The sequence below is a fragment of the Devosia sp. A16 genome (assembly GCF_001402915.1).
Classification (GTDB): Bacteria; Pseudomonadota; Alphaproteobacteria; order Rhizobiales; family Devosiaceae; genus Devosia_A.
Genome location: NZ_CP012945.1, coordinates 1,450,647 through 1,464,732, shown reverse-complemented (window position 1 = coordinate 1,464,732; position 14,086 = coordinate 1,450,647). Strand labels below are relative to the sequence as shown.

General features: G+C 67.1%; 9 protein-coding genes. 3 read left to right on the top strand and 6 right to left on the bottom strand.

The features are described 5' to 3' along the window. The first annotated feature begins 2 nt into the window (after positions 1-2). Positions 3-1,898 (top strand): hypothetical protein, encoded by a 1,896-nt coding sequence (locus APS40_RS07055; protein ID WP_055046376.1) that lies wholly within the window; start codon positions 3-5, stop codon positions 1,896-1,898. A gap of 384 nt (positions 1,899-2,282) precedes the next feature. On the opposite strand, the gene APS40_RS07050 is transcribed toward APS40_RS07055, so the two are convergent. The 6 genes from APS40_RS07050 to APS40_RS07025 all read right to left on the bottom strand — a co-directional run bounded on the left by APS40_RS07050 (position 2,283) and on the right by APS40_RS07025 (position 7,495). Further along, on the bottom strand, positions 2,283-2,726 hold the full coding sequence (locus APS40_RS07050; protein ID WP_055046375.1) for a MaoC/PaaZ C-terminal domain-containing protein: 444 nt from the start codon (positions 2,724-2,726) through the stop codon (positions 2,283-2,285). Next, positions 2,726-3,820, bottom strand: coding sequence for an extracellular solute-binding protein (locus APS40_RS07045; protein WP_055046374.1), 1,095 nt, complete (start codon positions 3,818-3,820; stop codon positions 2,726-2,728). The genes APS40_RS07050 and APS40_RS07045 overlap by 1 nt, the downstream gene beginning before the upstream one ends. Positions 3,821-3,834: 14 nt before the next feature. Continuing rightward, positions 3,835-4,986: a CaiB/BaiF CoA transferase family protein gene (locus APS40_RS07040; protein ID WP_055046373.1), complete on the bottom strand. Its 1,152-nt coding sequence runs from the start codon at positions 4,984-4,986 to the stop codon at positions 3,835-3,837. Continuing rightward, positions 4,983-5,528 (bottom strand): MaoC family dehydratase, encoded by a 546-nt coding sequence (locus APS40_RS07035; protein WP_055046372.1) that lies wholly within the window; start codon positions 5,526-5,528, stop codon positions 4,983-4,985. The genes APS40_RS07040 and APS40_RS07035 overlap by 4 nt, the downstream gene beginning before the upstream one ends. After that, entirely contained in the window at positions 5,525-6,589 is a 1,065-nt protein-coding gene (locus APS40_RS07030; protein ID WP_055046371.1) for a Gfo/Idh/MocA family protein, read from the bottom strand. Before APS40_RS07030 ends, APS40_RS07035 begins: the two co-directional genes overlap by 4 nt. 81 nt (positions 6,590-6,670) lie before the next feature. Then, positions 6,671-7,495: an amidohydrolase family protein gene (locus APS40_RS07025; protein WP_055046370.1), complete on the bottom strand. Its 825-nt coding sequence runs from the start codon at positions 7,493-7,495 to the stop codon at positions 6,671-6,673. 303 nt (positions 7,496-7,798) lie between these two features. Here APS40_RS07025 and APS40_RS07020 point away from each other — a divergent pair, with 303 nt between their 5' ends. Continuing rightward, entirely contained in the window at positions 7,799-9,670 is a 1,872-nt protein-coding gene (locus APS40_RS07020; RefSeq protein ID WP_055046369.1) for an autotransporter assembly complex protein TamA, read from the top strand. Beyond that, on the top strand, positions 9,667-13,980 hold the full coding sequence (locus APS40_RS07015) for a translocation/assembly module TamB domain-containing protein (RefSeq protein ID WP_156342853.1): 4,314 nt from the start codon (positions 9,667-9,669) through the stop codon (positions 13,978-13,980). The genes APS40_RS07020 and APS40_RS07015 overlap by 4 nt, the downstream gene beginning before the upstream one ends. The last annotated feature ends 106 nt before the right edge of the window (positions 13,981-14,086 follow it).

Here is a 14,086-nt window from a genome sequence, read left to right as displayed (position 1 = left end):
GCATGAGCAGCGCCCCAATCCTGCCGTCCATCGCGGCGGGCGATATCCTCCCCTTGCCCGAATGGGCGCTGCTGCAGCGACAGATCTTCGCGGTGCTGGATGCGGCGGCGATCGAGTTCGCCGACCGCTACACGCGGGCCGACGGCACGCTGATCTGGCGCGATCGCTGGCCGGGCATGGATGGTTCGGACGACCCCTATGAGGGGTTCATGAACATGCCGCTGTTCTACGCGCTGGGCGGCTCCGAGGAAGTCTACAAACGTTCGCGCACCATCTGGGACGGCATCACCTGGCAGTGGACCGAATACGGGCAGATCCACCGCGAGTACGACGCCTATTACGACTGGATGCACCACGGCGAGAGCAACCTGTTCTTCTACTTCTTCGGGCTCGCCGACCCCGCCGTGCCCAAGGACCGCCAGCGGACCCGGCGCTTTGCCGGCTTCTACAATGGCGAGGACGCCGAGGCGCAGAACTGGGATGCCGAGAAGCGGCTGATCCGCTCGCCCATCACCGGCAGCCGGGGCCCGCGCTTCACCCAGACGGCGGAGGATTGGTCGACGCATCGCGAAATCCTCGACGACTATCTGCCGCCTTTCGAAGACCTGCCGGGGATCGACCGATACGGCATGAAGACGCCGTGGTCGGACAATGCGACCTATGCGGAAATCCTGAGCCGCATCAACCAGCGGCAGTCGCGCGGCGACGTGCCGCTCAACCTCGGCGCCACCTCGTTGATGACCCACGCCTTCGCCTATACCGGCGAGGAGAAATACCGGGCCTGGGTGCTCGACTATCTCGCGGCCTGGGAGGAGCGCACCGCAAGGAATGGCGGGATCACGCCCGACAACATCGGTCTCTCAGGCGAGATCGGCGAATACAACGAGGGCAAGTGGTGGGGCGGTTACTACGGCTGGCGCTGGCCGCACGGCTCGTTCTCGCTGCTCGAACCGCTCTGCGTTTCCGGAGTCAATGCGGCGGTCCTTACCGGCGATATGGCGCATCTCAAGCTGGCGCGTTCGCAGCTCGACATGCTGTGGGGGCTCAGGCGCGAGGAGGGCGGCCAGCAACTGGTGCCGAACCGGCACTATGACGAAGGCTGGCGCGACTATCGCCGCTGCCATCCGATGTACGGGGTGTACCTGTGGAACGTCTCGACGGCCGAGGAGGACGCGGAGCGGGCCGAACGCGGCTGGGCCGGCGAGCTGTTCGACAAAGTGAACCCTGACTATCACGGCTACGGCAAGACCAATGGCGGCCATATGGGCTTCAACGGCAACACCGCGCAGTGGTTCAAGTTCATGCGCGGCAAATATCCGACCTATCCGGAAGAGGTGCTGAGGGCCGACCTCAAGACCATCACCGAGCAGATCGCCAGTTATCGCAAGGCCGAGAACGATCCGGAGACGATGGATCACTATCGGGAGTCGATGACCATCCACATGTGGCAGCAGTTGACGCCGATGGTCGTGGAGGCGCTGACCCAGCTGACGCTGGGCGGCCCGATGCATGTCTATCATGGCGGGTTGCAGGTGGCGCGGTTCCGCTATTTCGATGCGGCCGGCAAACGCCCGGGGCTGCCGCAGGGCGTCGCGGCGCTGGTCGATGGCCTCACGCACGATGGCGCGACGCTGACGCTGGTGAACACCGACGCGGTGCATGCGGCGGAAGTGGTGATCCAGGGCGGGGTGTTCGGGGAGCACGACATCACGTCCGTGCAACTGAGCGATGCCGCGCCGGTGGCGGTCGGCGGGCGGTGGGTTACGGTGAAGCTTGGGGCGGGCGCGACGGCGCGGCTGACGCTGGGGATGCGGCGCTTCGCCCATGCGCCGAGTTATGACACGCCCTGGGTGCGTGCGGCGGATGGGCCGACACCGTTGTTGGGGCGGGAGGGGTAGGTCGCCGCGAGCGTCGAGCGCGCTGCACACCCCACCCCATCCCTCCCGGTCAAGGGGAGGGTGCCCGCCGGTGCTCGTGGCTACATCCAGCCACAACCTCGATGCCCACCTCCCCGTTGACGGGGAGGCAAGCGAAGCTTGGGAGCGAGAGCGACCTAGCGTAGCTCGGAGGGGGTGTGCGGAGGCACCGTGGGTGGGGCCCACCCCCACCCAGCTCCGCTAACTCGCTGCGCGCGCAGCTGCGCTACCCTCCCCACAAGGGGGAGGGAAACCTGACTGCCGGCTCTCGGTTCTATCGTCTCCCTCCCCTTGATGGAGAGGGCAGCGGAGCTTGGCGGCTTGCCGCCTAGCGAAGCTGGGTGGGGTGGAGCCAAGCGCTCCGGTCTACCCCCGTCGCTGCGCCAGATAGATGTGGTCGCACGCCAGCACCGTCTCGCCGCGCTGGTTGAGCACCCGCACCTGCTCGGTCACGCGCCCGTAGTTCGGGCGCTTAGGGTCGTCGTCGAGCCCGGTGATGGTCAGTTCGGTGTGGATGGTGTCGCCGATGAACACCGGTTTGGGAAAGCGCAGGCGTTCGTAGCCGTAGGTGAAGGCGAGCGGGTTGATTTCGGTGGCGGTCAGCCCGATGCCGATGGCGAAGGTCATGGTGCCGTGGGCGATGCGCTGGCCGAACTCGGAGGCCTTCATGAACTCGGCGTCCATGTGGTGCGGGAAGAAGTCGCCGGTGTGGCCGGCGTGGACGACGAAGTCGGTCTCGGTGATGGTGCGGCCGCTGGTCTTGCGGACTTCGCCGACGACATAGTCCTCGAAGTGGCGCGGCCGCTCCATCAGAAGCTCTCCCGGAACAGGCGATCGAGATCGGCAAGAATGGTCGCGGGCGCTTCGTGCCCCATCAGCCCGATGGTCAGGCGCTTCGAAGCGGCATCCTGGAACGCCATGTAGCCATTGTGGCGCGGCCGCACATAGGCCCCCTCCAGCGTCCTGCGGGTGCCGCGATAGAAGTTTCCGGCGGCGGCATTCACCGCCTCGTCTTCCCAGGCGTCGGCATGGCCGGGCTGGCCGCCGGAACTGGCATAAAGGGTGCGCTGCACTTCAGACGAGGCGACCCAGTAGGCGTAGTCGATGGCGGCTGTCTTGTTCTGAGAGAAGGCGGAGACGGCGATGCCGGTGCCGCCGAGGGCCGAGCCCTTGGCGCCGGGCAACGGGATATCGGCGAAGGTGAGCTGGTGCGGGCGGAAGCCCGGCACGGCATAGCTGACATAGCCGTAGCCGAGCGGCATCAGCGCTACCCTGGCGTCCGGGCGCGCCATCGCCTCGGAAGCGGCAATGGGGTCCATGGTGAAATCGGCGGGGTCGAGATGCGCCGCGACCTCGGCCAGCATCGCGATGGCGCGGATGCCGGCGGCAGTGTCGACCAGCGGACCGTTCTCGACCGCGCAGGGATGGCCGAGATTGGCGGTGAGGGTGAAAAAGCTCATCATCGAGTGCGGCGGCAGCAGCGGGAAGACGACGCGGCCGGCCCTGGCCAGCGCCACCACCTCATCCCAGCTCTGCGGTGGCTCGATCAGGTCGGCGCGATAGGCCATGACCTGCGTCGCCGCATCGATGGGGAAGGCCCACTGGTGCCCGGCATAGGCATAGCTCGGGTAGGACCGGCCGACCGAGCCTTCGGCCAGTGCCGTGCGTTCGGCCTCGCGAGCCGGCACGTCGAGCGGCGCGAGGCAGCCTTCCTCGACCACCTGGCCGACATGCGGGTGGTCGATGACGATCATGTCATACTGGCGCGCCAGTTCCTCGACCGGGAAGGACTCGAAATCCTGAAGGCTCCGCTTGTCCCACTCGATGGTGACGCCGGTCTTCGCCGCCCAGGCGGTCGCGGTGGCCACCATCGGGTCATAGCCGCGGGGGTGGCTCCAGGTCATGCCCCTGAGGGTGGTCACAGTCCGAACTCCTTGCGGATTTCTGCGCTCTGCTCGCCGATCAGCGGGGCGGCGCGTCGCGTCTGGGTGCGCTGGCCGTCGATGCGGAGCGGCGAGCGGGTGGTGAGGATGGAAACGCCGTCATCGCGTGTCACGGTCTGCAGCATGTCGAGCGCCTTGAAGCCTTCGCTTTCGAGCAGCTCGGGCCACTCGAGCACCTTGGCGCACCAGATATCGGCGGGCTCGAGTACGGCGAGCCATTCGGCGGTGGTACGGGTGGCGAGGCGTTCGGCGATGATGCGCTTGATCTCGTCGCGGGCGCTGAACCAGCTCTTGGGATCGGTGGCGAAGCGGTCGAGTTCAGGCAGCCCGAGCAGGTCGCGGATCTTGCCGAGCGGCGTCATGGCGAGCGCCAGCCAGCCGTCGGCCGTGGGATAGACACCGTAAGGCGCCGAGAGGTACGCGTGGGCCGAGCGGAAGCCGGAGCGCTTCGGGGTGCGACGCCCATCGTTCAGGTGGGTGGTCAGCACCTCGAACTGGAAATCGACCAGCGCCTCGAGGAGGCTGGTTTCGACATGCGCGCCTGTCCCGGTGCGCCCCTTCTTCACCAGCGAGGCGAGGATGCCCTGGGCCACGGCAGCGCCGGCCAGCATGTCGGCAATGGCGAGGCCGAAGGGCACCGGGCCCTGGTCGTGGTCGCCATTGAGCCACATGACGCCGGAACGAGCCTGCGCCAGGAGGTCCTGGCCAGGGCGCTGTACCCACGGACCCGCCTCGCCATAACCTGTTATGGAAGCGTAGACGATGCCCGGGTTGATCGCCTTGACGCTGTCGTAGTCGAGGCCGAGCCGCTCGATGACGCCGGGGCGGAAATTCTGCAGCATCACGTCGGCCTGGCCGAGCAGCTTCCGGAGCGCCGCGATGTCGTCGGGGTTCTTGAGGTCGAGCGCCAGGCTTTCCTTACTGCGGTTGATAGCGTGAAAGATCGTCGAGTCGCCGCCGATCTCGGTGTCACTGAGATAGAGCCGGCGGCTCAGGTCGCCGCCTTCGGGGCGTTCGATCTTGATGACGCGGGCACCGAGGTCCTGCAGGCGCAGCGAGGCGTAGGGGCCGGAGAGGAACTGGCAGAGATCGATGACGAGCACGCCATCGAGAGGGAGGCTGGTCATTTCTCAGTTTTGCCTTCGAAGTCGGCTGCGTTGCGGTACTTCACGGTCTGCAGATGCTCGCAGTAGAGCACCAGTTCGCCCTCACCCTTGAACACTTCGTAGCTGGCGCGGATCAGGCCGAGCTCCCTGTACTTTGGGCGTTTTTCCATGTTGGTGCGGATGGCGTAGATGGTGTCGCCGATGAAGGTCGGCTTGATGAACCTCAGCTTGTCGTAGCCGTAGCTGAAGGCGTTGATGCAGTTGGTGGCGACAAGCCCGAGCCCGGCCGAGAAGACGAAGGCGCCAGCGACGAGGCGGCGACCGAACTGGCCTTCGGTGCTGGCGAAGATCTCGTCGGCCACATAGGGATGCATGTCGGTGACCAGGGCGTTGAACTGCATGCTCTCGCCCTCCGAGATGGTGCGGCGGAGCGAGCGGATTTTGTGGCCGACCTCGAAATCCTCGTAGAACCAGTTTTCGGCGTTCCACACCGGCAATCGGGCATGCTCGATCGGCATGGTGGTCGGGTTGGTGGAGTGAACTCCGACAGTCGGCGTGCTCATGGTGCTGACCTCACGGGGGTGGCCGGTTTGGCGGCGGACTCGAAAGCGGCTTCGACCAGGGCCATGGTGTGCCAGGCGTCTTCGACGCCGGTGACGAGGCGGTCATCTTCGCCGGCGGCAAATCGCTGCAGGTTGCTCATCGTGCCGATGAAGGCATGCGGGAACCACTTTCCCTCGAGTGGCACCTGGGTCCACTCGCTTCCCCGACGGGTGATCCACAGTTCATCCGGCTCACCCTCGGGATAGTTGAGCAACAGGCCGAGCTTGACCATGGCTGCACCCTCGGTGCCCTCGAAACGGAAGCTCGCATCCTGAAAGCGCCGGCCGAAATCGTGGTTGTGGTTGATCGAGAAGGTGACGCGCTGGTCGGGCGCGAAATCGAACAGCGCCGACGTGCGGGTCTGGGCCAGCGCCGTCGACGGGTGTCCCATCGTGCGGGCATGAACGCCGCTGGGGTTGCCGAGCAGGGCGCGGAGCGTATCGAGATAGTGGATCGAGTGCACCGCGATCTCGACCCTGGGCATGCCGTTGAGGAACGGGAACAGGTGCCAGGGGGTGACGAGGTTGAGATGCACCTCGACATCGACCAGGCGGCCGAACCAGCCACGCTCAACCGCATCCGCAACGGCCAGCATCATGGGCGAGAAGCGAAGCTGGAAGTTGACCGCGGCCTTGAGCGACTTGGCCCGGCAGAGCTGCAGGATCGCTGTGGCCTCGGCGAGGTCGCGGCCCATCGGTTTCTGCAGCAGCACGGCGGCGCCTTCCGGCAGTTCTGGCAGCACGTCGAGATGGGCGGCCGGCGGTAAAGCGAGATCGTAGACGGCACCGGGCATGGCGACCGCCTCGTCCAGCGAGGCAAAGGCGCGGGTTCCCCACGTCTCGGCGGCTGCCCCGGCGCGCGCGGCATCAAGGTCGAACACGCCAGCCACCGGCAAGCCGGCGAGCTGGTAGGCCGGCAGATGCGCATCGGTGACGATGCCGCCGGCGCCGATGATGACGATCGGCCTGGGGGTGCTTGGCCGGGGCCAACTTTGCCTGAGCGCTCCGACGTCGATGCTCACCTGCTCCTCGCCCGCTGTGCCACATCCATTCTTATGTGAATGGGTATTTCACATGTGGGCCGCTGGAGCAACGCTGATATATCAGATGCGGTAGATGCGCTCGGCGTTGCGGTGGAACAGTTTCGCCTGCTCGTCGGGGCTGGCGCCGGCGACGATCTCCCGGGAGGCATTGACCCAGCGCGTGAGATCGGCGGTCAGCGTCAGCACCGGATAGTCCGACCCCCAGACGACGCGATCCCAGCCGAAGCACTCGATGATGTGGTCGACGAAGGGGCGGAGGTCGGCGGCGGTCCAGTCGGGGCCGGCATAGGCGACGATGCCGGAAATCTTGGCGGCTACATTGGGCAAAGCCGCCAACGCCGCGATCTCGCGTCGCCATGGGTCGAGCGCCTTGGCCGCCACGTCCGGGATGCCGCAATGATCGAGCACGAACTGCACCTCGGGGCAGCTTTCGACCAGTTCGCGGCCGACCGGCAGTTGCTTACCGAGCACGCAGAGGTCGAAGGGCAGGTGCTTGTCGGCGAGGCGGCGGAGGTTGGAACGGAACAACTCGCCCCGGCTCAATTCGTCCGGCGAGGTGTGAAGGATGCGGCGGAAGCCCCTGACGCCCTTCAATGCCGCGAGGCGATCGAGATAGGCCGGGAAATCCGGGCTCTCGGGACGACAGGCGGCGATGGCGCCGACCACCAGTGGATGCACATCGAGCGCGTGGCGGGTTTCGGCCTCCATGTCAGGTTCGGCGACGTCCACCTCCATGTGCAACGCCGCCTCGATGCCGAGCTCCCGGGCTTCAGCCGCATAGGCTTCGGCTGGCCATGCTCTGTTCAGTGCCCCGCCGCCCTCGAGCCAAGGGTAGGTGAAGCGATCCATGTGCACCAGGTGCAGATGGGTATCGATAATGCGCATGCTTGACCTCCCATTTACTCTTCTCCGACGATAATAGGAGGCCGCAGAAGCGGCTATTACGCGTTCGTCGACAGCCAGTTAGGCGCGTGTCGTGATCGTGGATGCCGCATTGTCGCCTCATAGTCGCCGCCGTTTGACGGTTGCTTGGGCCTGCGACATTCAATGGGAATTGTCCCATCGGGCACGGCGGGTCGGCCGGAGCTCACCACAGCAGCCGTCCGGCCATGGACGGGGTGAGTTCGGCGCAGCCGAGGGCAGGGGTAGTCGGGACTGTTACAGCGGCGGGTAAGAATCGGTCTGGCCATGCTGGCCCTGGCGCCATTGCTGGCGTCGGGGGCATCGGCATTCGAGTTCCTGGGCATCAAGCTGTTCGAGGATCAGAGCGAGATCGACGCCGATGCGGTGATCGGCGATCCACAGACCTATACGGCAACGCTCGAGACCACGGCGACCGGCGATGTGGCGAACGCCATTCGCGGCGCTTCCGCACTGCTCGCCGACCAGGGCGCCCCCGCCTCCGGCGCGGCGGGGCTGCTGGCCAAGGCGCGCAGCGATTATCGGCGGATTCTGGCGGCGCTCTACAACCAGGGCTATTACGGCGGAGCGATCAGCATCCTGGTCGGCGGCAAGGAAGCGGCGAACCTGCCGCCCGATACCGACCTGCCCGATCCCGTAGCGGTGGTGCTGAAGGTTGATTCCGGCCCGCTGTTCCGCTTCGGGGCGGTCAGGATCGCCAACCGGGCGCCGCTCGCGAGCGAGCCGGGCGACGAGGTCGAACAGCCGGAGGTTGCCGGGTTCGGGGCGGGTCTCGTGGCCAAGGCCACAGTGGTCGGACGGGCCGAGCAACTGGCGGTCGATGCCTGGCGGCAGCAGGGTTATGCCGAGGCGAAGGTCGCCGACCGGCAGGTGGTTGCCGACCATGCCAGCAACACCGTCGACGTCACCATCACGGTGGCGCCGGGGCGGCATGCGACGGTCGGGCCGCTGGGGGTCAGCGGGACGACGCGCATGGACCCGCAGTTCGTGGCGCAGCAGACCGGACTGATTGCCGGTGCGGATTATGATCCCGACGATATCGCACGGGCCGAGAAGCGACTGGCGCGGCTCGACGTGTTTCGCGCCATGCGGGTCGAGGCGGCCGGCGCCATCGGCAATGACGGCGTGCTGCCGTTCAATGTCATCGTCGAGGAGCAGGCGGAGCGGCGGTTCGGCGTCGGTGCCACCTACTCGACCGTCGATGGGCTGGGCATCGAAGGCTTCCATCTGTGGCGCAACCTGTTCGGGCGGGCGGAACGGCTGCGGCTCGACGCCAAGGTCGCCGGCATCAACTGGCCGATCGCCACCGAAGAGTTCGACTACGCCTTCGGCGGCACCTTCACCAAGCCAGGCTTCCTCAACCCCGACAACGACCTGGTCGCCGCGGTCTCGGCCGAGCGCAGCGTGCTGCCGGCCTATACCGAGACCTCGGCTTCGGCGCGGGTGGGGCTGACGCAGTACCTGTTCGACCAACTGACGCTCGACGGTTCGGTTTTCTACGAGCGTTCGCTGTTCGAGGACGATTTCGGCACCCGTAACTTCTCGCTCGCGGGGCTCAGCGGCGGGCTGATCTGGGATGCACGCGACGATTCCGCCGATGCCAGCGAGGGGTTCTACGTCAACGTGACGGCGGAGCCGTTCTACGAGTTCTACTACGGCAACCCGGCGTTCCGGACGACCGCCGAGGTGCGCGGCTATCTCAACGTCCTGGGCGACAAGCAGTTGGTGCTGGCCGGCCGCGCCAAGGTCGGTGCGCTGGTCGGGCCCGCTATCGACGAAATCCCGCCGGATCGGCTGTTCTTCGCCGGCGGGGGTGGCTCGGTGCGCGGCTATGGTTTCAAGAGCATCGGGGTGCCTGGGCCGGGCGATACGGTGACCGGCGGCAAATACCTGGTCGAGGGCTCGCTCGAAGCCCGCTACAAGGTCACCAACGATATCGGCGTCGTCGCCTTCGTCGATGGCGGCTATGTCGCCGCCGAGGAGTTTCCGGGGCTCGACCAGCTGCGCATCGGCGTCGGCGCCGGTGTGCGCTACTATACCGGGCTCGGGCCCTTGCGGCTCGACCTGGCGGTGCCGCTCAACAAGCGGCCCGGCGACCCCGACTACGCGCTCTATGTCGGCATAGGACAGGCGTTTTGAAACGGGTTCTCGCCACCGGCATGATGCTTGGCTTCGGCCTCGTGGCCGCGATGCCGCTCGTCGCGCAAGACAACGGGCAGATGACCGCCGAGCAGCAGAAGGACTGGTTCGTCGGCTTTGTCGAAGGGCAGCTGTCGACGCCGGACCGGCAGATCCGCATCTCCAATATCGATGGCGCGCTGTCTTCGACCGCCTCGATCCGCGAGGTCACCATTTCCGACAAGCAGGGGGTGTGGCTGCGGGTCAACAATGCGGCGATCGACTGGGATCAGGGCGCGCTGTTCACCGGGCGGCTGCTGGTCAGGGCGCTCACCGCCGACAGCATCGAGTACCTGCGCAACGCCATCCCGAGCGGCGATCCCAACCTGCCGGCGCCGGAAGCGGCGCCGCTGGCGATCCCGGATTTTCCGGTGGCGATCCAGCTCGACAAGCTGAGCGTGCCCAAGGTGACGTTCGGCGAGAGCGTGTTCGGGCTCGGCTCGGAGATTTCGGTCGACGGCAGTTTCCGGCTGGAAGGCGGCTCGCTCGATACCGGGCTCGACATCGTCCGGCTCGACGGGCCGGGCGGCAAGCTCGACCTCGATATCGCCTACAAGAAGGCCGACAACAGCATCGATGTCGGGGTGACGCTGACCGAACCGCCCAACGGCATCCTCGCGAACCTGCTCAACATCGAGGGCAAGCCCGAGATGGCGCTGGCGGTCAACGGTTCGGGTCCGGTCGCCGATCTCAGGACCACAATGACGCTCGACGCCGGCGGCACCCGCGCGCTGGAAGGATTGGCGACGATCGTGCAGAAGCCGGAGGGCATGGCGGTCGATGCCGACCTCGGCGGGCCGATCGGCGTGCTGGTGGCGCCGACCTATCGAGCATTCTTCGGGCCAGAGACTTCGCTCAAGGCTTCGGCACTGGTCCGCTCGGCGGGCGGTGTCGAAATCTCCGGGCTGAAACTCAGCGGCGGGCAACTGGGGCTCGAGGGTTCAGCAGCGACGACGGCAGACGGCTTCCTGAGCCGGCTCGACCTCGCGGCGACCATTGCCGACCCCACCGGCGATCGCGTCATCCTGCCGGTGCCGGGTGCGGCGACCAGCATCGATCGCGCCACGCTGAAGGTGGATTTCGGCGGCGCCGGCAGCGACGACTGGTCGGCCGACCTCGTCGCCAGCGGTTTCACCAATGGCGGGCTCAGGGCGAACGAGGTGACGCTGCGTGGGAACGGCATCGCCAGCAACCTCGATAATCCCGCCGGCCGCCGCCTGACCTTCAACGCCGACGGCATGGTCCAGGGCATCGCGTCCGACGATGCCGACATCCAGGCGGCGCTGGGCGACAGCGCCGGCCTCGGGCTCGCCGGCTTGTGGAACGCGGGCGAGCCGCTGCAGCTGGCGCAGTTCCGCCTCGTCGGCAAGGCGCTGAGCCTGGGGGCTGCCGGCAAGATCGACGATAACGTATTCGACGGGCAGGTGGCGATCGAGACGAGTTCGATCGCGCCGTTCTCGGGCGTCGCCGGGCGCGACCTCGATGGCGCCATGCACCTCACGGCTACCGGCACGGTCAGCCCGCTGATCGGCGGCTTCAACCTGAAGCTCGACGGTACGGCGGATAACCTCGCATTGAGCGAGCCGGCGCTCGACCAGGTGCTGGAAGGCACGGTCAAGCTCAGCGGCCGGGTGGCGCGCACGGAGCAGGGTCTCGAAGCGGAGGGATTCCGCATCGCCAACGACAACGTGCAGATCGCCGCCGACGGCAGCTTCGCCACCGGCGCCGCGGACTTCACCTTTAGCGCTGCCCTTGCCGACCTGGCGCTGGTCTCGGACCAGGCCAAAGGGGCGCTGACGCTCACCGGCACCGCCAAGGGCAAGGGCGCCATCGCGCTCGACGTTGCGGCCAAGGTGCCGAGCGGCACGCTGGCCGGCAAGAGGCTCTCGGACGCGGCGTTCGGCTTTACCGGCCAACTGGCCGAGGACGGCAGTCTGACCGGGCAGCTCAAGGGCGATGCGTTCCTCGAGCGGTTCCGTGTGGCGCTGGGCGGCGATGTGGCGGTGAACGCGACCACCAGGCGGCTCAGCGGGCTGCGCTTCGAGGCCGGGCCGACGCTGGTGAGCGGCGACGTGGTGCAGGATGCTCAGGGGTTGCTGACCGGCACGCTCAAGCTCGCCTCGCCCAACGTCACCACAGCCGCGGCGCTGCTGCTGCTCGATGCCACCGGCAGCGCCGATGCGACAATCGCGCTGGTCCCCAGTGCCGGCAAGCAGAGCGCCGAGATTTCAGGTTCGGTCGAAAAGCTCGCCGTCAAGGATGTGTCGGTGGGCGCTGCCTCCATCCAGGCCTCGATCTCCGACCTGTTCGGCGTGCCGGCTATCGACGGCACGGTGAATGGCCGCGCCATCGCGGCGGGCGGCATCACCATCGACACGCTGGCGGCCCGCGCCTCGCGCACCGGCGACGCCACCGCGTTCGACGCGACGGCGGCGCTGGCCAACCGCACCAATGTGGCGCTGGCCGGCAACCTCGCGCCGCTCGACAAGGGCTATCGGTTGGTGCTCGATCGGGCCGAGCTGACCCAGGGGCAGTTGCGGGCTCGTCTGGCGCAGCCGACGGCGCTGGCGATATCAGGCGACACCGTCAGCCTTGATGCCGTGCAATTCGATGTCGGCGGCGGGCGCATCTCGGCCACCGGCAGTGCCGGCTCGAAGCTCGACATCGCACTCGATGTCAAAGCCTTGCCGCTGTCGATCGCCAACGCCATCGCTCCCGATCTCGGGCTTGCCGGCACGCTCAACGGCAGCGGCCGGATCACCGGCTCTGCCAACGACCCCAACGCCAGCTTCACCATTGCCGGCTCCGGGGTCTCGGCGGCGGCCATCAGCGAATTCGGCATCACACCGATGCAGTTCGCCGGGCGGGGCAGTTTCGCCAAGCAGACCCTGGTGCTGGAGACCGCCTCGGCGCAGGGTGCCGGCGGGCTGCAGCTCAGCGCCAGCGGTCGCGTGCCGTTCAATGGGCGCGGGCTTGCTGTGGAGGTGCAGGGCTCGGCGCCACTGGCACTCGGCAACCGCTTCGTCGCCGATCGTGGCGGCCAGCTCAGCGGCACCGCCAACCTCAATGCGCGGGTCACCGGCAGCCTCACCGCCCCGCAATTCTCCGGTACGGTTTCGACCAGCGGCTCGGGCTATATCGATCCGGCACTGAACCTCAGGCTGGTCGACATTTCCGGCCGCGCCAGCCTCGCCGGCAACCGCATCAACATCGACAGCCTGACGGCCGGGCTCGCGACCGGCGGGTCGCTGTCGGTCGGCGGGTCGGTGGGGCTCGGCGCGGGCAACCCGGCCGATATCGCGCTGCGGCTCAACTCGGCCCGCTATGCCGATGGCAACCTGTTCGTCGCCACCGTCTCGGGCGACCTGGCGCTCAAGGGCCGGCTCGACGCCAGCCCGACCCTGTCGGGCAACGTGATGATCGAGAAGGCCGACATCACCATTCCGGACTCGCTCGGCGGCGCCGGGACGATCATCGATGCCAAGCACGTCAACGCGTCCAAGCCGGTGCTGGTGACGCTGAAACGGGCGGCGGTCACCGCGTCCGGCGCGCCGATGCCACAGCGGCGGCCCTCGGTGGTGCAACTCGACGTCACCGTCAACGCGCCGAACCAGATCTTCGTGCGCGGTCGCGGGCTCGACGCCGAAGTCGGCGGTTCGGTGCGGCTCACCGGCTCGGTCAACGACATTCGGCCGGTCGGCGGCTTCCAGCTTAATCGCGGGCGGCTCGCCATCCTCGGGCAGCGGGTCACCTTCGAGGAAGGCTCGGTGACGCTGGTCGGCGATCTCGACCCGTTCCTCGATTTCACCGCGCGCACCGAAGGCGACGGCATCACGGTGTTCGTCAATGTCACCGGCCGGGTCTCCGAACTGGACATCGGCTTCAGTTCCAACCCGCAACTGCCGGAAGACGAGGTGCTGTCGCGGCTGTTGTTCAAGCGCTCGATGGGCGAGCTGACGCCGATCCAGCTGGCCAAGCTCGCCGGCGCCGCAGCGGAACTGGCCGGCGGCGGCGGTGGTTCGCTGGTCGACTCGCTGCGCGCCAAGGCCGGGCTGGACGATCTCGACGTGGTCACCAACGAAGACGGCAGCCTCGCGGTGCAGGCCGGCGCGTACCTCCAGGACAATATCTATCTGGGTGTGCAGGCCGGCGCTGACGGCAACTCGCGGGTGACGGTCAACCTCGACATCACCAAGGACATCCGGGCCAAGGTCTCGACCGGCACGAACGGGGATTCGAGCGTCGGGGTGTTCTACGAGAGCGATTATTAGCGGGTTTTGTTCGGCCCGAACGGGCATGATCGCAATCCAAACTCGGTGTCATCCCAGCGAAAGCTGGGATCTCCGTTTTTGACGGGCATCGCAAAACGGAGGTTCC

Excerpts from the sequence above, each read along its gene's own strand:
- APS40_RS07050 (WP_055046375.1), bottom strand. The coding sequence starts at position 2,726 with ATGGAGCGGCCGCGCCACTTCGAGGACTATGTCGTCGGCGAAGTCCGC.
- APS40_RS07020 (WP_055046369.1), top strand. The coding sequence starts at position 7,799 with ATGCTGGCCCTGGCGCCATTGCTGGCGTCGGGGGCATCGGCATTCGAG.
- APS40_RS07055 (WP_055046376.1), top strand. The coding sequence starts at position 3 with ATGAGCAGCGCCCCAATCCTGCCGTCCATCGCGGCGGGCGATATCCTC.
- APS40_RS07035 (WP_055046372.1), bottom strand. The coding sequence starts at position 5,528 with ATGAGCACGCCGACTGTCGGAGTTCACTCCACCAACCCGACCACCATG.
- APS40_RS07045 (WP_055046374.1), bottom strand. The coding sequence starts at position 3,820 with ATGACCTGGAGCCACCCCCGCGGCTATGACCCGATGGTGGCCACCGCG.
- APS40_RS07025 (WP_055046370.1), bottom strand. The coding sequence starts at position 7,495 with ATGCGCATTATCGATACCCATCTGCACCTGGTGCACATGGATCGCTTC.
- APS40_RS07040 (WP_055046373.1), bottom strand. The coding sequence starts at position 4,986 with ATGACCAGCCTCCCTCTCGATGGCGTGCTCGTCATCGATCTCTGCCAG.